Below are 21,734 nucleotides of genomic sequence, written 5' to 3' on the forward strand. Positions count from 1 at the left end.
TATGGTTTCAATTCAAGCTTAATTACCAAAATTATAACGTAAAGTAATTCCTGATCTTAAAGAGGTCTGTGGGAATGACGTTGATATGGCAAATTCAGAAAAAGTATAATCAAAATAAAATATAGCGGTTAAGTTCTTACTAAAGGCATAATCTGCATTGTACTTAAGTCCCCAAATTGTCTGACCTGCTGTAATTTGATTGTTATCTAAATCTAAATATCTAATAATGGTTTTATTGTCTCTAACGGTAACATCTAAACTCATGTTTAAATCACTAACAACAATCTGTTTTGGTCCTGCAAGCTGAGATCTAATTCTTAAATCTTTAATACGGTAACCTAATCCTAGTGTGTATTCTTTACCTTGTATTTCGGTCATTAAATTATTATCAAAACTTAATGATAATGTTCTATCTGTTTTAATTTCTGCTAAGACTTTAATTGAGTTTTTCATTTCAAAATCTAAACGCACCAATGGACTAAATTGCTCTTCTAAGTTAATGTTACTATAAAGTGTTTCAGATTTAAAATTACCTGCAGCATCTAAAGCATCTGCGTTTCCAGGAGCCGTAAACCCTAAATCTAAATCATAGTCTTCATAATCTAAATTAGTTCTAAACTGATTTATAGTATATCGAGATCTGTAACCATGTTGGACTGAAAAACGTTTAAAGGTTTTCTTAAACCATGGTAATTTCATCAACCCAGTATACTTTAACGTCCAATTTGGAATTGGAACATCACGAAATGCATCTGTACTTACTTTATTTGGATCTGTACCTTGATAAGCAGATAAAAAAGCTGGTAATAATACACGTTGGCTATTTTTTCCGAAACCTTCAGGATAACCTTCTGCATCTGTACCAAATGGTGTAGTACCATAAAAATCTTTAGCTAAACGATTTGCTAAAACTAATCGGTTTGCTCTAAAATCGTTAAAAGTCGCTGATTGGTTTTCGTCACTTTTACTAAAAGCCGTTTTAATCATTGTGGTAGAAATATTAAAATTACCATAAGAATTGGTAATTAAATCTTCGTATACATCACTAAAACCGTCACCTGTAATATCTACCGCTATAAAACTTTCTGTAACATTATTAGCATACGTTCTGTTTCCTATTAAATCGATTTTTAAATCTCTCATAGGCTCAACGTTAACTGAATAATCGAGGGTTTTATTTTCTACCTCTGTATATTGTTCGTTAAAATTGTCATATGTAGTTAACCAACCGTTACTTGCTGATAAATCTCTAATATTACTTTGGCTACCAAAGGTGTAACCTAAAGTAGGTTTTAATGTTCCAACAAAACCTGGCGTTGGTAAATATCCTGGTAAAAATGTACCATTGTTTTCAGTATAACTAAACTGGACCCGCTTAACCATTGTTACAACACCAATTAGTGTATTATAAGCTTGCTTTCCTGCACTTAACTTATTTGGGTCTTTTGCTTCTCCATCTTTACCGTCTAATGAAGCATCTGGTGTTGTTGAACGTTGCCTTGGAGCTGAACTTCTAGTACGTCCTTTAACTTTGGGTTTCCCTTTTTTAACTAAACCTAATGTTTTATATAAGGTTTCCATATTAAGGGTTGTATTAATATTATGCGTATTAGAGTTTTGAATAGAGTTTCCTAAATTCACAGTTTCATAAAGACCCGTATCTTCATCTAGCACCTCTAATCCTGTATTTAAATCGGATCCTTTTTGCCATTGAAATGCTCCGTTATAAGCATACGTTGTTCTTAAGAAATTTAATGCTGGTATCTTGTATAAAGGCAGTTCATAATTTAATTGAAATTGCTGCGTTTGGAAATTAGGATCTCCAAAATCAAAGAAACCATCCCAAACATTAAGTTCTGAATCTTGTACTCCGTTTATACGATCATCAATAAAATAATTACGAACAATATTAGTGTTAGCTGCTGTAAAGTTTAAACTCAAAGCATCTGTAAGGTTATAATTTATAGCATACTGAAAATCGAAGGTGTAATTCCTTCTATATAGTTCTTCTATTCCAATATTACCAGCTTCCAATTCTACTTCTCTAAATTTTTGTCTGCTAAACTGTCTATTAATATCTGTATTTACTGAAATATTTGATGGCAATAAATTAAGATTGAAATCTTTTAGTAATTTCCAATTTTTCCCTGTAAATAGTGAATCATTATCTTTAAATGGTTCATATTTTAAGGGTTCAAATGCAAAACTATAATTAGCTCCCGCTCTTACCGTTTGGTCTAGTGAATTTTCAATTTCGAAATCGCGATGCTCTACTTTATTATATGAATAATTAAACGTTAGATTTTCTACATCGTAAACACGTCGTTTAGAATCTCCTGTTTTTTGCTTTCTTACTCCTATAAAATTAATACTTTGTCGTTTGGTATAATCTTCAGACTGCTCACTAATTTGATCTGCCTCACTTTCGCTAGTGGCAGCATCTATTCTCGATTCTAGTGTAAGATCATTATAATATTGATCGAATTTAGGTGTTATTAACTCTTCACTCTGAGCATAATTAAATGGGACTTGAACTCCCCATTTTTTTGGTAATAATTGCCCTAATTGTATGTTAGTAACAACATCATATTGCTTAACATCTTCTAAACTTCGTTCGCTTGGTCCTTGTTCTACACCACCAAAACCAACAGTACTTCTTCTTCCTGTTGCACTGATATTTGCAAAATCTGCAATTTGAGTATCCATGCTTAAAACGGCTGCCCAACCTCCTTCGTTGTCCATATCAGACATACGCAGCTCGTTAAACCAAACTTCTCCACATGAACTCATCCCTGTAGATCCGGAATTTTTTACACCAACCATTAATACTCTAATATCTCCAAAATTTGGATTTCCTTTAATCCCAATACGTTGTTGTTTTTGAGTACCTACAATATCTGCATAAGGAACGTTTATTGAGCTTAATGCTGATTCATCTAGAACACCATCTACAACATTATAAATGGTAGGATCTTCATTACTTAATGTTCCTGCAGATATACCAAGTGCTTTTATTTTTTGTAAAAATTCTAATGGTATTTCAATTTCATTTTGTTCTGGCCAAACACGTTCTCTTGCACTCCCTTCTGCATCTGAAGAAGGCAATAATGGAACTTCAATCTGATAGTAGTTTTGTGTAAAATCATTACCCATTCTAATAAATCCAACCATTTCGGCAGGTTCTAAAAGTGCTCCTTCTTGAGCTTCTGCGTGAATAAACATACGTAGTTTCTTATACTGACGCATATCTATACTAATGTTTTTGTAAACACCGTGAGAATCTGTAGGTTCCAAATCACAAGCCTGAAGTACTAATGATTGTTCATTCTGTCTTATAATACTATTATTATTATTTAACTCTTCTTGCTCTACTCCTGGTGGTCTTAAATAACCTGCGTTATCTTGAACACTAACAACACCTACACTAAATTCTGGATTAACACTATTGTTGGTATCATCGTTATCCAAATCTAAAGCATATTGTCTCCAATCACTTCTTACCAAATCTAAACTAGCAAAACGTAATACCGTATTTTCTGTAAAATCTGAAACATACAAACGTGCAAAACGAATTGAACGAATATCTGAAATACCACCGATTGATTCCCGAATATCACTTTCTCCAATTGGAATTCTAAACTGATACCATTTTACATCTCTAGAATCACCATTTGGTAAGGTTACTGTATTTTCTTTGATATCATTAATTATTGGGTTATCAATGTTTAATACAGCACTATTAATGTCTACTTCATATTGATAATAGCTATCAATAGTATTCATCGTGTTATCTCTATTAATATCCTCAACATCTGGTTGTGTTGTAGATCCTCTATTGGTATCGGTAAAAGTCTCTGGTGTGTTTCCTTGTGTACCATTATATTTTTTATAACGGTTAAAAACATCCCCATCTGTATTTAAATAATACTGATAATTATCATTTGATGGATCATCTCCAAATAGTCCACCAAATTCTGCAACTTCTTCTGCATCATTGAAACCATCAAAACCTACATCTTGATTTATACGTTCTGTTCCTGTAGTTCCAAAGGTGTAAATAAGAGATTGATTTTGAGGTACCACACCTCCAAAGTCTGTTCTCTCTAAAGTAGAAACATCTCCATCTTCTGGCAAACCGTTTTCATAGAGTTTTTTACCATCCCTTAGAATATCTTCTGAGATATTACCTAGGTTTAAAAATAACTTACCGCCTGGGTTTGATGGATTATCTAAAAATGGATCTTGAACCCAAAATTCTATATATTCTACATTAGATTGTTCAAAATCCGTAGATGTAATTTGCCTTGTTATACCAGCCCAACTTCTTGACCCATCTAAAGCTGCGTTATTCGCAGCAGTTGGATCAAAGTTATAAGGACCACGTTCTGTCGGATAATATGCCAAATCTAACGTGTTTATTACAGAAGTTTGCCCTTGTACAATATCTTGGTTAAATATTTCTTCGATAAAAACACGGCGTGTGTATAAATCGCTCATATCGTCGTCAGTGATACCACTTGGACGTTGTGTACTATAAAAAATAGGATCAATAGTATACCAGTTTAAGAGTGCTCTACCATAACCATTTTCCGGCCCATTAAAATCACCTCCAGGAACGGTATTTGGTAAATCTATAGGACGACTCGATAACGTCCATGATAATGGACTTAATAAATCTATAGCTCCTTGTGTGCCTTCAAAATCATCTATATATGCTGTAGCCTCATCATCGAAATCTGCTCCACTAGATGCACCTGGTAATAGATATGCAAACTCTCCTCTTAAAGAAAGACTAGATGGTACATCTGTATCTATATTAGGTAATTTGTTAACCATTCTAGTTAAAAACGGAACTTCAGTTGAGTAATTCCCATTAAATCCAAAAATAGTATTGTTGATAGGTTCTGAATTGAAATTAGCTTTTTGGGTAATTGGACGTTCATTAAGGTTTAATAAGGTAGCGCCCAAAACAAAATTCTCGTTGAATTGATGCTCTACATTAATCCCTGTAAAACGTTTTGTTTGCTGACCAAAAACAGCATTATTTTCTACGGACACATTAATTGGAGTGTTAGATGCTTTTAAAGCTTCGTCTAAAATCTCTACACGTCCTAATTGATAATTCACGGTATAATCTACTCCTTCTACAAGCGTGCGACCACCAGCTGTTACAGTTACAGAACCTCTAGGTACATTAAATGCACCTATAGGAATACCACTATCTCCTCCACTACTTTTATACGTTCCCTTTATTTGGAATTTATTCTTTTCTGCTTCATTTAAGGCATCTGTCTTCGTAGACTTATAAAGAATATCGTAAACGTATTTCTTTTGATTTTCATTGAAACCACTTTGAGTATCTGTAATATCATCATAGTCTATGGTGTTATTACCTGAATTACCATCATCATCTAAAACATCGAATAAGTAACGACCAAAAGGTTCTTTTTTAGTGAAAATAATTTTACCGTTTTGCGATAATACTGTTACTCCTTCAACATAATCAAAGAAACCATCACCAAGTTCTTGCGGATCTCCATTATAATTCAATTTATCTAAATGAAAAAGTCTAATTAATGGAGTTTCTCTTATTTCTGTATCATCAGCAGTATTAACGGTATTGTTATCAAAGGTTGGAAACGGAACTTCAACGCCACCAACAACTGCAGGTGTTATGTAATTTAATGCAGACGATTCTGTATAAAAGATATTAAGTTTAAAATCCTCTTGATCTAATTGATATGAACCTGTATCATAGATGTTTTTCATCATTAAATCCCAAATAGGTTGTTCCACAGAAGTCACGGCACTTTTTAGCATTTTTAGTACCAAACTTTGATTACTTACAACTTCAGTACCAGAACTATCGTCTACAGTAGTTGCCTCTACACCATCAGTAGCAAATTCACCGACTTGAAATACTTCTCCTCCAATAGTATATTGAAATGCAACTGCTAAAACCTCGTCATTTAATAAACGTTGACTTAAAGAAATATATCCTAAATCTGCATTTAAAACGTACTCTTGATTTTCTACTAACTTTCTTGCAGACTCTAATTTCCCGTAATCAAAACCTTCTTGAATACTAATATTTACGCCACCTTGTACATTGGTAATGTTTCTAACTCCTTCCGTTAATACAGATCCAGCACCTCCTATATTAGTTGGATCAAAATCATTATTTTCATTATCTGGTTTTGCTCCTAGATTATTCACAAAACCAGCTGGTATTGGGTCAAGTCCTATGTTAGCTGCTGTAGATTCTCCTAAATCCTGAAATGCAACAATATTTCTAACATTATCTGTTTGGTTATTCCTGTTAGTAACCCAAACTTCTACTCTAGTAATATTTAGGCCTTGGTTATCTATAAAAGGATATTGCAACAATGCTTTATCATAGTTTTCACTAAAGTATTGTGATAAGAAAAAGTGTCTGTTTTCGTCGTAATCTTGTGCAAAGAACTCAAATTCTTCTACAGTTCCTCCTCCTTCTACAACAACAGATGTTGATTCTGACTGTTGCTCAGAAAATACGGCTGTAACCCGAGTTTTTCCAAATTGCAATTCTGTTTTCACACCAAAGAGACTCTGCGCACCTGTGATTAGAGAACTGTTTAATGGCATGCTAACGTTACCTACTTCAATTTTACGTATAATATCATCTTCAGTTGGAGTGTATTCTAACTTTACTACTTGTTGAAAATCGAAGGTTGCTTCAGTATCATAATTCGCAGTCACTTGAAGTCGTGTTCCTACTTTCCCTAATAAACTTAAGCTAATTCTCTGATCAAAATCAAAGGTGAAATTTGTTCTATTCTGCGGTGAAATAGACGGGTTATCTTGTTTTGAAAACAAAATACCTAAATCTACCTCTACAGAACCTTGAGGTATAACATTTATGGTGTTTCCTCCAAATATGGTTTCAAACAAACCAGAATTCACATAAAATTCGGGTAATAAATTCTTCTGATCTTCTTCTGAACCTTCTTTTTGTCCAGCTTTAGCATCAGCCATTTTTTTATAATATGCTTTTAATTTTTCTTGCAATACCAGTTCTTGATATTCTGCTGGTGTAAGAATTAAAGGGTAATTGATACTAAAATCCCCAATCTTTTCAGAGTAAACATAACGATCTAAAACGGCATCGTAAGTATATTTTGAAACAATGCTACTTGGATTTGGCATATTTAATTTACCAAATGCATATGTTGTTTTAGTTGAATCTTGTTCTGTTTCTTGGGCATTTACTAAATTACCAACTAGCATAATTAAGGCTAGTACGTAAAAACACCTATAAGGAAAGCGTTGCTTATGTGGAGATCTATTCAATTGCATTATAAGTTTTTTAGAGCTTCTTTAATAATCTGCTCCACTTGGGCGTCTGGTTGGGCTTGTAAAATTTTATCGACAACTTTTTCGGATTGTTTTTTATTAAATCCTAAAACGTCTAATGCTGATAACGCTTCATCTTTGTGTGTATTGTTTGGTATGGAAGAAAGTTCGTCTATCCCATACACTTTTAACACTTTATCTTTTAAATCTATGATAACACGTTGTGCTGTTTTTACTCCAATACCTTTTACACTTTGAATTAATGCAACATCTCCACCTGCAATTCCTTCTTTTACTTGATCTGGAGTTAATGAAGACAACATAGTACGTGCAGTATTGGTACCAATACCACTTACAGAAATTAATAATTTAAAAATTTCGCGCTCTACTGTTGAAGAAAACCCATAAAGGCTCTGAGAATCTTCACGTACTTGAAGATACGTGTAAAGTCTTAAATGTTCTTGATCTGGAATTTGAGAAAATGTATGTAATGAAATATTGATGAAATACCCAACACCATTACAATCTATAACAACGTCTGTTGGATTTTTCTCTACAAGTTTGCCCTCTATATGTGTAATCATTTATAACGAATAGTTAAGAAACCAAATGTAATAAAATTATTTTCAATTCAGGGACAAGATAAAAAACTAAGAAAATGCCTATTTCTGTTGTTTTTTATCTCTTTCCTGAGCATCGATAACAGCTATTGCCGTCATATTTACAATTTCATCTACACTTGCTCCCAGTTGCAAAATATGCACTGGTTTCTGCATTCCCATCATAATGGGACCAATTGATTCTGCATTGTTAAGTTCTTTCAACAATTTGTAAGTAATATTAGCGGAATCCAAATTAGGAAAAATAAGCGTATTGACTTTACGACCGGCTAATTTTGAAAACGGAAAAATATCCTGAAGCATTTTCTGGTTAAGTGCAAAATCTGTTTGCAATTCACCATCAACCACCATTTCTGGATACGCTTTATGTAAATAAGACACAGCTTCTCTTACTTTCTCTGCTCTTGGATTGTCTGAAGAGCCGAAGTTAGAATACGAAATCATAGCTGTTACGGATTCTATTCCAAACATTTTTGAAACTCGCGAAGTCATTCTTGCAATCTTAGCTAAATCTTTAGCTGTAGGATCGATATTTATAGAAGTATCACTTAAAAACATTGGTCCACGTTGCGTCATCATCACATTGGTCGTCGCCACTCTAGTCACACCATCTGCCATACCAATTAATTCTAACATAGGTCTTACAACCGATGGGTAATTGCGTGAATAACCTGTAATAAGTGCATCTGCATCTCCTTCATTAACCATCATTGCCGCAAAATAATTACGCTCTCGCATTTTCTTTTCTGCAGCGTAAATCGTTACACCTTGACGTTTTCGTTTTTTCCAATATGCTTCTGCATATCTATTTTTACGCTCTAATTCTTCATCTGATTTTGGATCTACAATTTGAACATCTGCATCAAATTCAATCTCTTCCATCAATGCAATAATTGTTTCTCTTCGTCCTAAAAGAATAGGGTAAGCAACACCTTCATCATGAGCAATTTGTGCAGCTTTAAGAACATCTAACTGATCTGCTTCTGCAAACACAACACGCTTAGGATTGTTTTTAGCTCTACCTAATAACATACGAACCAACTTATTATCTGAACCTAAACGTTCTAATAATGAGTTTCTGTAACGATCCCAATCTTCTATAGGTTCTTTAGCAACTCCACTATCCATCGCTGCTTTTGCTACAGCTGGTGGTACTACTGCAATCAGTCTTGGGTCAAAAGGCTTTGGTATAATATAATCTTTACCAAAAGTAAGACGTGTTTCTGCGTATGCAATATTAACTTGTTCTGGTACAGATTCCTTTGCTAAATCCGACAAGGCTTTAACTGCTGCCATTTTCATCGCTTCATTTATTTTTGTCGCTCTAACATCTAAAGCACCTCTAAAAATAAATGGAAATCCAAGCACATTATTAACTTGGTTAGGATGGTCACTTCGACCTGTGGCCATAATAATATCTTCTCTAGTATCTATAGCTAGTTGATAATTAATCTCGGGTACTGGATTTGCCATAGCAAACACAATAGGGTTTACTGCCATAGAGATTAGCATATCTGGAGTTACAATATCTGGTTGCGATAAGCCTACAAATACGTCAGCATTTTGCATCGCTTCATCTAAAGTATCGATTCTACGATGTGTTGCAAATTCAGATTTCTCTGGAGTTAAATTGGTTCTATCGTCTCTAATAACACCTTTGCTATCTAGCATAACAATGTTTTCTCGTTTAGCACCAAAAGCTTGATACAAACGTGTACATGAAATGGCTGCAGCTCCCGCTCCACTAACCACAATTTTAGCTTCTTCAATCTTTTTTTCTGCAATCTCTAATGCATTTATTAAAGCAGCTGCAGAAATAATCGCTGTTCCATGTTGATCATCGTGCATTACAGGAATATCCAATTCTTCCTTTAAGCGACGTTCTATTTCAAAAGCTTCAGGAGCTTTTATATCTTCTAAGTTAATTCCTCCAAAAGTTGGAGCTATATTCTTTACGGTTGCAATGAACGCTTCAACATCTTCGGTGTCAACTTCAATATCAAACACATCAATATCAGCGAATATTTTAAAGAGCAACCCTTTCCCCTCCATGACTGGTTTAGAGGCTTCTGGCCCAATATTTCCTAGACCTAAAACTGCAGTTCCATTAGAAATTACAGCAACTAAATTTCCTTTAGCTGTATACTTATAGACATTTTCAACATCTTTTGCAATCTCTAAACAAGGTTCTGCAACACCTGGAGAATATGCTAAAGACAAATCGCGTTGCGACGCATACTTCTTTGTTGGAACTACTTTAATTTTACCAGGAGTAGGTTTAGCGTGATATACTAAGGCTTCTAGACGTTTGCTCTGTTTGCTCATAATTTGAATTGAATAAGACGCAAAGATAATGATTTTGAATGTTTGTTATAAATAACAAGCGATCTAAAAAAAAAATCCGATATTTAGTTACTGCTAAGCGACACATACTAATGAGATACTTACTTCTGTTTACTTTGCTTTTTATAAATTTTGTAACTTTTAGTCAAACTAATAAAAAATTTATACTAATTGATAACTCTACAGATCAAGTTATACCTTTTGCTAATGTACTTTTTAATGAATTAGAAAACAAAGGAACATCTACAGATATTGATGGCGTTTTTTATGTATCTAACACTATCAAAACCATAACAATTAGTTATGTTGGTTATGAAACAAAAGTTTTAAAACTAAACGAAATTAATTCTCAAATTATAAGACTTGATTCAAAATTTAGTGAATTAGATGAAGTTGTAATTAATGGAGAAAACCCTGCTCATCGTATAATTAGATTAGCAATTGCTAATAAGACGCTTAACAAGCCTAAAAATTTAAATTCCTTTACCTATAAATCATATGATAAGGTTTTTGCTGATATTAATGAAGACCAACCTTTAAATGATTCTCTCAAGGATGTTAGTTCCTTTTTTAAGGATTCTTATATTTTTATTACTGAAACTATAGCGAAGCATAAATATTTAAAACCGCGATTTACAGTAGACAGTGTTATCGCCAGAAGAACTTCAGGGTTTAAAAGTCCTAATTTTGCTGTATTAGCCAATAGTTTACAACCCTTTTCATTTTATGACGAGTATATTTCACTTTTTGAAACCAACTATCTTAATCCCATTTCTAGCGGGAGTACGAACAAATATAAATTCAGATTAAAAGACGAATATGTAAAGGGACAAGACACCGTTTTTGTGATTTCGTTTGTACCTAAAGCTAATCGCAATTTTGAAGGTTTAGAAGGTTTGCTTTATATTAATTCTAATCAATATGCTGTAGAGAGCGTTGATGCCAATACATACAATTCAGGAAAAATAGATTTTACCATTCAACAGAAATATAAATTTATAGATAATAAATATTGGTTTCCTGAACAGTTAAATTTCGTCATTATTCTAGGTGAAGGCTTTGGTAGTTTTAAATATGTTGGAAAAAGTTATTTGTCTGAAATTATAACAAACCCTCCATTACAAAAGAAAGATTTTCCATTAGTCGCACTCACTATACCTGATAACGTTCAAGGCAGAAATTCGCCATATTGGGAGCTATACAGAAAAGCCCCCTTAGACATCAAAGAACAACGCACCTATGTTTTGATAGACAGTATTGGGGAAGAAATAAAATTAGACAAATTTTTAAAATGGGCTCCAAGTTTGGCCAAATGGAGAATTCCATTAAAGTATGTTGATCTCGACTTAAAACATCTAATTCGATACAATAAATACGAAGGCACAAGATTAGGACTTGGACTATATACAAATGATGATGTTTTTAAACATGTGTCTATTGGTGGTTATAGTGCCTATGGATTTAAAGACCATACTTGGAAATATGGAGGAGAGATTTTGATCGATGTTCCTGGAGAAAAAGATATTTCGGTAAGTTTAAAATACAATAATGATTTACGAGAAACAGGAAGCTATTCTGGAAATACTGTTGATAATCCTTTGGTTCAACGCAACTGGATTGCTAGCCAAATGGACGCTGTAGAATCCATTAGTATACATACAGAGATGAAACTATTGCGGAATATAAATTGGAATGTAGGCTTTAATACAGCTGATGTAACTCCGCTTTACAACTATCAATTTATAAACAATGGGCTACCAATAACCACGTATACTAATTCTGAAATAAATGTTGGTATTGGCTATCATGTTAATGAACAGTTAGTAAGAACCTTTGGAATTACAACAAGAATACCGAGTGACGCCCCTGTTTTTAATCTTATCTATTCAAGAGGATTAAAACGCACATTTAATAGTGATTTTAGCTATAACAAATTACGTTTTACTTTAGACCATAGCTTTATAACTAAAGGACTTGGAAAAACAACGTATCACTTAGATTTGGGTTATATTGATACTGCACTGCCTTATGGCTTGCTTTTTACTGGAGAAGGGACTTTAGACAAAAAAATTCCTTTTGTGGTGAGAAATTATTTTCAAACTATAAAACCTTATGAGTTTTTATCTGATCGTTATGCTAATTTGTTCATAACACATAACTTCGGACGGCTTTTTAATAACAAAGGCCAATTTCAACCTGATGTTCTACTTTATAATAATTTTGGAATAGGAAGTTTAGATCAGGCATCGTATCATCAAAATATTGAATTTAAAACCAAAGACGAGTTGTTTTTAGAAACAGGTTTAGAACTTCAAAATATTATTAAAATTCCGTATTTAAATATTGGTTATTTGGGAATGGGTATTGGTGCTTTTTATCGTTATGGGTATCATAATCTCGAAACCTCTAGTGATAATTTTGCTTTTAAATATTCTATGAGCTTTACGTTTAAGTAATAAAATTTATTTTTTCAAAAACTTAATATTACGTTCCAAACCAGAGAACTTAGTCCGTTTTACAGCCGATTTCTGAAACACTTTTTTAAAGGTATCTTCTGTAATTTCTTCCCAATCCTTTTTAGTCATATCCAATAATTCAGGATGTGGATTAAATAAAGGCTCATTGTGTGGCTTACTAAATTTATTCCAAGGGCATACATCTTGGCAGATATCACAACCAAACATCCAATCGTTAAATTGACCTTTAACATCGTTTGGAATATTTTCTTTAAGTTCTATGGTAAAATAAGAAATGCACTTGCTGCCATCTACCACATAAGGCTCTGTAATCGCCTCCGTTGGGCACGCATCTATACAGGCTGTGCACGTACCACAATGATCTGTGGTTGCATGGTCGTAGTCTAGTTCTAAGTCTATGATTAATTCGGCTATAAAATAAAATGAACCGACTTGTTGTGTCAATAAATTAGAGTGTTTCCCTATCCAACCCAAACCCGACTTTGCAGCCCAAGCTTTATCCAAGACTGGTGCAGAATCTACAAAGGCTCGTCCACCAACTTCCCCTATTTCATCTTGAATATGAAGTAATAACGATTTTAATTTATGTTTTATGACATGATGATAGTCGTTACCATAGGCATATTTAGATAATTTATATGAATCATCAGTTTGAGTTTCTGTTGGATAATAATTTAACAATAAAGACACGACACTTTTAGAACCTTCTACTAACAATGTTGGATCTAAACGCTTATCGAAATGGTTTTCCATATAACGCATTTCACCATTCATGTTCTTATTTAACCAAGCCTCTAATCTCGGAGCGTCTTCTTCTAGAAAGCCTGCTTTACTAATGCCACATGACAAAAAACCAAGACGTTTTGCTTCGGTTTTGATAATCTCAGTATATTTAGCCTTGTTATTTAGCACTAATTTCTTTTTTCAAACTTTAAGAATGCATTTTTAGGCTTCAACGTAATAAGCGGAGTAATATCTATGGTTTCAAACGTTGAAGAAATTTTATAGTTTGAAACTAATTCTGAAACGGCAATAATCATTTCGAACATAGCGAAATTATTCCCTATACATTTTCGTGGACCTGCTCCAAATGGAAAATACTGCGATGAAAATTTCCGACTACCTTCACTAAAACGTTCTGGAAGAAAATCGTCTGGTTTGTCCCATAATTTTGGATGTCTATGGATTTCATAAACTGAAAACAAAAGATTTGATCCAGCTTCAAAATCTAATCCATTAAATGAATCTGGTTTTATATTAACACGATCTATAAAATAAGCTGGAGGATAGAGTCTCATAGCTTCTTCTAAAACTTGCTGGCAGACTTTAGATTTGGTTACCAAATCCATTAAATCGTCGCTAGATTCTTTTAAAACTAAACGCTCCTTATAGATTTTATCTTGCCATTCTGGATGCAAGGCCAATAATTGTGTGGTAAATGTAAGGGCATTCGAAGTGGTTTCATGACCTGCCGTAAATAAAATTAAGATTTCATCAATGAGTTGCTCTTCTTCCATTGAATTCCCATCTTCATATTTTGCATCGAGCAACATATCTAATAAATCGTGCTGTTTTTCATTTGCAGCTTTACGTTCATTAACAATTCTTTTTAAGATAAGTCGTGCTTCGTTGGTAAGGTCAATGTGTTTTTTAATTTCTCCACTAAAGTTAAACCACCAACCTAAGTAAGGTTGTCGTAATTCTTTAACCAACATTTTTTGAGCCTGTTCAGTAATATATTGCAAACGATTAATATCATCTTGATTCGCTGCACTACTAAATAATGATTTTACCACGGTTTGAAATGCTAAATCATTCAAAATAGGAAATATGTCTATTTCACTATTTGGTGTAATTTTATCATATTCTAAAAGGATAGCATTCTTAAGACTTTCTAAAAGATTTTCAAGTTGCTTTTTATGGAAGGCTGGCTGAATAAGTTTTCGTTGTTTTTTCCAATGTTCACCTTCAGACGTTAATAAGCCTTTTCCAACATACTTAACCAAATCTTCTGTCTGAATTTTTGATTTTGTATAGTTTCTCTGATTCTTTTGAAGTACGTATTCTGCAAAAGCTGCATCACGAACAAAAACAACACTATTCTTAAATCCAATTTTCAATCTAAAAACATCACCTTGTTCAATAAAATTTTGATGATGAAATGGTAAGGGATTTTTCAGGATTTCTAATGAATGTTTAAAAAATCGACTTAGTGGAACTGTAGGTATGTTTTCTTTTGAATTCAAAATTGTGACATCTAATTTAAATGAACTTAGTATTATTTCTTGAGTATATGTTCCTATTGAAATCTAATAAACGTAAATGCAAAAAAGCCCCTCAATAAAGCGCACTAAAGATGAATTAAAACAATCCTCCTTGAGTTGGTCCTTTTATCTTCCCAAGATGCTTGTAGGCCTGTTCTGTAACTTCACGACCACGTGGTGTTCGCATTATAAAACCTTGTTGAATTAAGAATGGCTCGTATACTTCTTCAATAGTTTCTGTACTTTCACTAACAGCTGTTGCAATAGTACTAATTCCTACTGGTCCACCTTTGAACTTTTCAATAATGGTCATTAAAATCTTATTATCCATTTCGTCCAATCCATAAGCATCTACATTTAAAGCTTTTAAAGCGAATTGTGCAATTTCAATATCTATTTTCCCATTACCTTTTATTTGCGCAAAATCTCTAACACGTCTTAACAAGGCATTAGCTATACGAGGTGTTCCTCTACTTCTACCTGCAATTTCTATAGCAGCTTCCATAGAGATTGGCATATTTAAGATGGAAGCACTACGCTGTACAATGGTAGTTAGTAATTCTGTTTTATAATATTGTAATCGACTTTGAATACCAAATCTCGCTCGCATTGGAGCAGTAAGTAAACCTGAACGTGTTGTGGCACCAATTAACGTAAATGGATTTAAATTGAGTTGCACACTTCTAGCGTTTGGGCCAGACTCAATCATAATATCAATTTTATAATCTTCCATTGCCGAGTACAAATACTCTTCTACAATTGGACTTAACCGATGAATTTCATCTATAAAAAGTACATCACGATCATCAAGGTTAGTTAACAATCCTGCTAGGTCACCTGGCTTGTCTAAAACCGGTCCGGAAGTTACTTTAATACCAACATCTAACTCATTAGCTAAAATATGTGCTAAAGTTGTTTTCCCTAAGCCTGGAGGTCCATGAAATAAGGTATGGTCTAATGCCTCTTCTCTTAAGTTCGCCGCCTGTACAAAGACTAATAGATTTTCCAATACTTGATCCTGTCCCGTAAAGTCTTCAAACGTTAAGGGTCTTAATTTCTTTTCAACATCTAGTTCTTCTGGACTGAAATTATCGTTGTTTGGATTGAGGTTGTCGTTCATAGTACTTCCCATAAAAACGGGAATCTCTTTAATTATTTTTAAAAGAAGCTGAACTAAATTCAGCTTAAACAAATATAACGAAAAAGCCTTTCTGAAAACAGAAAGGCTTTGATATTGTGAATCTCTTTAATGAGATCCCTTTTTTAAAAGGGATTTTAATGTTGTAGTTCTTCTTCACCTTCTTTAAGTGGAACATTTTGAGGAACAAAATCTACATCATGTCCTGGCTTACTATAATCATAAGACCAACGGTATACATGAGGTATTGCACCTGGCCAGTTTCCATGAATATGTTCTACTGGTGTTGTCCACTCCAAAGTTGTAGATCTCCAAGGGTTTTGAACGGCTTTCTTACCATAATACATACTACTAAAGAAGTTATATAAGTAAATAAGCTGTGCTAAACCACCGATGATAGCAAATACAGTAATAATAACATTTGTATTAGCTAAATCATCGAATAATGGAAAGTTTGAATTTGTATAATAACGTCTTGGTAAACCTGCCATTCCAATGAAGTGCATTGGGAAAAATACTCCGTAAGCACATATTGCTGTTATCCAAAAATGTAAATACCCTAAGTTCTTGTTCATCATGCGACCAAACATTTTTGGATACCAATGGTAGATACCTGCAAACATACCGTAAAGAGCAGATATACCCATTACTAAGTGGAAATGCGCAATAACAAAATAAGTATCGTGAACGTTAATATCTAAAGCACTATCACCTAAAATAATACCTGTTAATCCACCTGTTATAAATGTAGAAACAAAACCTATTGAAAACAACATGGCTGGATTCATTTGAAGGTTACCTTTCCATAATGTGGTAATCCAGTTAAAGGCTTTTACTGCTGAAGGAATAGCAATTAATAATGTTGTAAATGTAAATACAGATCCTAAGAAAGGATTCATACCTGAAATAAACATATGGTGACCCCAAACAATAGTAGATAAGAATGCAATTGCTAAAATCGAAGCAATCATGGCACGATACCCAAAGATTGGTTTACGTGAGTTAGATGCCATAATTTCTGACACTAATCCCATTGCTGGTAAAATTACAATATATACTTCTGGGTGACCTAAGAACCAAAATAAGTGTTCAAATAATACTGGTGATCCTCCTTGATAATGTAAAACTTCACCTTGAATAAATATATCCGATAAGAAGAATGATGTTCCAAAACTTCTATCCATGATTAACAACAAAGCTGCTGATAATAATACAGGGAAAGAAACAACGCCAATTACAGCAGTAACAAAGAATGCCCAAATTGTAAGTGGCAATCTTGTCATTGACATTCCTTTAGTACGAAGGTTAATAACCGTAACAATATAGTTTAACGAACCTATTAAAGACGACGCAATAAAGATAGCCATTGATACAAGCCATAACGTCATACCTAAACCAGATCCACCTGAAGCCATAGGCAACGCAGATAATGGTGGGTAAATTGTCCAACCTGCAGCAGCTGGTCCAGCTTCTACAAATAAAGAACTAATCATTATAACACAAGATATAAAGAATAACCAATAAGAGACCATATTAAGGAATCCTGAAGCCATATCTCTTGCTCCAATTTGAAGCGGAATTAACAGATTACTAAATGTACCACTCAAACCGGCTGTTAATACAAAGAATACCATAATGGTACCATGAATGGTTACCAATGCTAAATAAACATCTGCATCCATAACTCCATCAGGAGCCCATTTACCTAATAATGCTTCAAACAAAACGTTTGGCTCTTCTGGCCAAGCTATTTGCATACGGAACATTATAGACATTAAAACACCAATAACGCCCATTAAAGTACCTGTTACCAAGTATTGTTTAGCAATCATTTTATGATCAATGCTAAAGATGTACTTAGTTACAAATGTTTCTTTGTGATGATGTACGTCGTGATCGTCGTGACCGTGTGTATCTAATATTGCTGACATAATATCTCTTTATCTTTTTCTTAAAACCTTTGTTAATTTAACGAATTTGGGAATGTTTTTTGATCTTTCATCCATGCATCAAATTCTTCTTGAGTTTCTACAATAATCTTCATTTGCATATTGTAGTGCGATTTTCCACAAATTTTATTACACAATAAAAGGTAATCAAATTCATACATTAAGTCTTGTCCTGACTCTTCAATCTCAGCTTTTCTTTCTTTTCTAAGTTCATTAATATTTTGAACTTTTTCAATCATGTCTGGATTTTGACGCATATCTACAGTCGTAACCGTTGGCGTAAAAGCAAATTGTGTAACCATACCAGGAACACAGTTCATTTGTGCTCTAAAGTGTGGCATATACGCAGAGTGTAATACATCTTGTGAACGCATTTTAAACACTACTTGTTGACCAACAGGTAAATGAAGCTCTGTTACAATAACATCATCTTTAGCATTAGGATCTTCTTCATCTACACCTAAGATGTTAGCGCGATCTAAATCAATCAATCTTACATTCGCTTTTCCTAAGACATTATCTGCACCACTGTATCTTGCTTTCCAGTTAAACTGTTGAGCGTACAATTCAATAACCATAGGATCTTCATCTTCATCAACATTCATAATGTCGTTCCAAGTGAATAAACCATAGATAATTAAACCTGCTAAAACAATAACAGGTATAACGGTCCAAATAAATTCTAAGGTATTATTATCAGCATAGAAAAATGCTTTTTTACCCTTTTCACCTTTATATTTAAAAGCGAAGTAATGTAATAAGAATTGTGTTATAGTTTGAACAATGAATATAACTACCATAGAGATAATCATAAGATTATCTACCTCTAATCCATGCTCTGAAGCAGCATTAGACATTAATGGTAAATCACCTATGTACCAAAAACATAGTATAGTAATTACATAAATAAATACTAAAAATCCCATCATTAAGTAACCATTGATCTTGTTATCATGATCATCAGCCACTTGTGTGTTAATCGTTCCAACCTGTGCAAGGTCAAATATTTTTACCATTTGCCATAAGGCAACAGCTACAAAGAGTACAATTATAATTGTTAATAAAGCAGTCATTATCGTTTCTGTTCTAATTTATAATTAATAATGGAAATGTTCACTTTCTTCAATAAACGGATTTCCTTTTGCCGTTAATGGATATTTACCAAGTGCTGAGAATACAATAAGTAAAAATAATCCGCCAAAAAATAAGATTGATCCTATTTCTGGAATTCCTATAAACCATCTATCGCCAACAGTTGCAGGCATAATCATATTGAATATATCTATATAGTGACCACAAAGAATTACTATTCCAGCCATGATTACAAACCAATTTACACGTTTGAAATCACTATTCATTAATAATAATAGTGGGAATAAGAAGTTCATAGCAATCATACCAAAGAATGGTAAATTATAATCCTCGATTCTCGTAACAAAATAGGTAACCTCTTCAGGTATGTTTGAATACCAAATTAACATAAATTGAGAGAACCATAAGTAAGTCCAGAAAACACTAAAACCGAACATGAACTTCGCTAAATCATGAATATGACTATCATTAACATGTTCTAGTAAACCTTTTGATTTTAGGTATATGGTAATCATAGATATTACAGTAACACCACAAACTAGCATACCTGCTAATAAATACCATCCAAACAATGTACTAAACCAGTGAGGATCTACACTCATTATCCAATCCCAAGACATCATTGACTCAGAATACATAAAGAATACTAAGAAAGCTGCAGAGATTCTAAAGTTCTTTTTAAAGAAACGATTATCATCTGAACTATCTTGAGCTACTGAGAATTTTCTTGAAAAATGACGGTATAAAGACCAACCTCCTAAGAAGATTAAACCTCTTATAAAAAACCATGGTTTATTTAACCAACTTGCTTTACCAGCAACTAATGCATCATAGTTTTCATGACCTTCTGTAGTCATACCTTCTTTTAACCATACAAACAAATGACTGTCTGCCATGAAAGCAATTATTAAGACCAATAAACCTCCAGGTAAAACATAAGAAGTAATACCTTCCATAACTCTAAATAATACTGGCGACCATCCGGCTTGAGCAGCATATTGTACCGCATAAAATGCTAAGACACCTAAGGCTATCATAAAGAAAAAGAAAGCCGCTATATACAATGCAGACCATGGTCTGTTATGTATTTGGTGTAATACATGTTCTTCATGAGTAGCTTGATGATCTTCTACATGTTCCGCACCATGGGCATCATCACCATGAGAGTCTTCACTGTGAGCCTCTTCTCCATGTCCAGCAGATTCAACGTGAACATCCTCATGACCTTCTACTTCGTGTGCATCACCATGATGAGATTCACTAGCTAGAAATTCAGTAATGTTGTCCTCATTTACTGTATGTGCATTCCAAAAACCGTAGCTAATACCTAACAATCCTAAGACCATTAAGATGATAGCTCCCATTTTTAATCGATTTGAAATTTTATATTCCATTTATATAATCTTTATCTAAATCTTATTTTTCTAAATCTGACTTCAGTTTCTCAACGTAAGCAACAACTTGCCAACGCTCTTGTTCGTTCAATTGGTTAGCATAAGAACCCATTGTGTTTTTACCATAATATATAACATGGTAAATACTTCCAGTTGTAATTGCTCTACCTACATCATCGTAACTAGGAACACCTAATATTTTTTCACGATCTACAAGCTTTCCTTTACCATTTCCTTTTGTACCATGACAAATTCCACAATAAATATCAAACAACATTTTACCTTTTTCATAATCCACTTCAGTCGAATCTAAAGGACTCTTTAAACTAGCCTTAGCTAGAGCAAAACCTTCATTGGTGTTATCTATTTCATAAGGCATAAAATCTCCTCTAGGAATAGTTCCTTCTGCTGGTAATTGTGCTTCAACACCATTACCAAAAGCACTAGATTCTTGGTAAGTTTCATAACCAATCGATTCGTACATGTTAGGCATGTATTGATAGTTTGGTCTAGAGTTCTCTTGGCAAGAAATAAGCCCTACCAACATAACTAATACTACGATATATTTTAACGATGTCTTCATATTAATGTGCATCTTCATTTTTATCAACAATATTTATTTCAACTGCTCCTGTATTCCTCAAAAGATCTGTTAAAGATTCTTCATTATTATGAACAGCAATTTCCATTAAAAAATGATCATCTGTTGTCCTTGGATCTGGATTCTCAGCCTTTTTAAATGGCCACATTCTACTTCTTAAATAAAATGTAATTACCATTAAATGGGCTGCGAAAAATACCGTAAGCTCAAACATAATAGGAACAAATGAAGGCATGTTCTCTAAATAACTAAAGCTTGGTTTACCACCAATATCTTGTGGCCAATCTTGAATCATTATAAAGTTCATCATTACAGTCGCAACTGTAATACCAACACAACCATATAAAAAAGCTGTTATTGCTAAACGTGTAGGTGCTAAACCCATTGCCTTATCTAGCCCATGAACCGGAAAAGGTGTGTATATCTCTTCGATATGATATTTTTCTGCCTTAACCGATTTAACGGCTGACATTAGTACATCATCATCTGTATAAATAGCATGAATTACTTTTGAAGCTTCCATA

At 33.5% G+C, this 21,734-nt stretch carries 12 protein-coding genes; 1 reads left to right on the forward strand and 11 read right to left on the reverse strand.

Features of this window, described 5'->3' with window-relative positions:
* Positions 1 to 18: 18 nt before the first annotated feature.
* The 3 genes from sov to HM981_RS12655 all read right to left on the reverse strand — a co-directional run bounded on the left by sov (position 19) and on the right by HM981_RS12655 (position 10,277).
* Positions 19 to 7,335, reverse strand: coding sequence for a T9SS outer membrane translocon Sov/SprA (sov, locus tag HM981_RS12645; protein WP_179339177.1), 7,317 nt, complete (start codon positions 7,333 to 7,335; stop codon positions 19 to 21).
* Positions 7,335 to 7,916: a Holliday junction branch migration protein RuvA gene (ruvA, locus tag HM981_RS12650; RefSeq protein ID WP_179339178.1), complete on the reverse strand. Its 582-nt coding sequence runs from the start codon at positions 7,914 to 7,916 to the stop codon at positions 7,335 to 7,337. The genes sov and ruvA overlap by 1 nt, the downstream gene beginning before the upstream one ends.
* A gap of 78 nt (positions 7,917 to 7,994) precedes the next feature.
* Positions 7,995 to 10,277 (reverse strand): NADP-dependent malic enzyme, encoded by a 2,283-nt coding sequence (locus HM981_RS12655; RefSeq protein ID WP_179339179.1) that lies wholly within the window; start codon positions 10,275 to 10,277, stop codon positions 7,995 to 7,997.
* Between the two features lie 110 nt (positions 10,278 to 10,387).
* Between HM981_RS12655 and HM981_RS12660 the strand changes: the two genes are divergently transcribed.
* Positions 10,388 to 12,751 carry a DUF5686 family protein gene (locus HM981_RS12660; RefSeq protein WP_179339180.1) on the forward strand — a complete coding sequence of 788 codons (2,364 nt, stop codon included), beginning with the start codon at positions 10,388 to 10,390 and terminating at the stop codon, positions 12,749 to 12,751.
* A gap of 6 nt (positions 12,752 to 12,757) precedes the next feature.
* Here the strand turns inward: HM981_RS12660 and queG are convergent, their stop codons facing one another.
* The 8 genes from queG to HM981_RS12700 form a co-directional block, all read right to left on the reverse strand.
* The gene (gene queG / locus HM981_RS12665; protein ID WP_179339181.1) at positions 12,758 to 13,684 is read right to left on the reverse strand and encodes a tRNA epoxyqueuosine(34) reductase QueG; all 927 of its coding nucleotides are present in this window, start codon (positions 13,682 to 13,684) and stop codon (positions 12,758 to 12,760) included.
* Positions 13,684 to 15,018 (reverse strand): cytochrome P450, encoded by a 1,335-nt coding sequence (locus HM981_RS12670; RefSeq protein WP_179339182.1) that lies wholly within the window; start codon positions 15,016 to 15,018, stop codon positions 13,684 to 13,686. Before HM981_RS12670 ends, queG begins: the two co-directional genes overlap by 1 nt.
* A gap of 115 nt (positions 15,019 to 15,133) precedes the next feature.
* On the reverse strand, positions 15,134 to 16,156 hold the full coding sequence (ruvB, locus tag HM981_RS12675) for a Holliday junction branch migration DNA helicase RuvB (protein WP_179339183.1): 1,023 nt from the start codon (positions 16,154 to 16,156) through the stop codon (positions 15,134 to 15,136).
* Between the two features lie 155 nt (positions 16,157 to 16,311).
* Positions 16,312 to 18,105: a cytochrome c oxidase subunit I gene (locus tag HM981_RS12680; protein ID WP_179339184.1), complete on the reverse strand. Its 1,794-nt coding sequence runs from the start codon at positions 18,103 to 18,105 to the stop codon at positions 16,312 to 16,314.
* 32 nt (positions 18,106 to 18,137) lie between these two features.
* The gene (locus HM981_RS12685; RefSeq protein WP_179339185.1) at positions 18,138 to 19,196 is read right to left on the reverse strand and encodes a cytochrome c oxidase subunit II; all 1,059 of its coding nucleotides are present in this window, start codon (positions 19,194 to 19,196) and stop codon (positions 18,138 to 18,140) included.
* A gap of 24 nt (positions 19,197 to 19,220) precedes the next feature.
* Positions 19,221 to 20,609 (reverse strand): quinol:cytochrome C oxidoreductase, encoded by a 1,389-nt coding sequence (locus tag HM981_RS12690; protein WP_179339186.1) that lies wholly within the window; start codon positions 20,607 to 20,609, stop codon positions 19,221 to 19,223.
* Between the two features lie 22 nt (positions 20,610 to 20,631).
* Positions 20,632 to 21,192 carry a c-type cytochrome gene (locus HM981_RS12695; RefSeq protein WP_179339187.1) on the reverse strand — a complete coding sequence of 187 codons (561 nt, stop codon included), beginning with the start codon at positions 21,190 to 21,192 and terminating at the stop codon, positions 20,632 to 20,634.
* 1 nt (position 21,193) lies between these two features.
* Positions 21,194 to 21,733, reverse strand: a complete 540-nt coding sequence (locus HM981_RS12700; protein WP_179339188.1) for a DUF3341 domain-containing protein — start codon at positions 21,731 to 21,733, stop codon at positions 21,194 to 21,196.
* Between the last annotated feature and the right edge of the window lies 1 nt (position 21,734).

This window comes from Winogradskyella ludwigii (genome assembly GCF_013403985.1).
Lineage (GTDB): Bacteria > Bacteroidota > Bacteroidia > Flavobacteriales > Flavobacteriaceae > Winogradskyella > Winogradskyella ludwigii.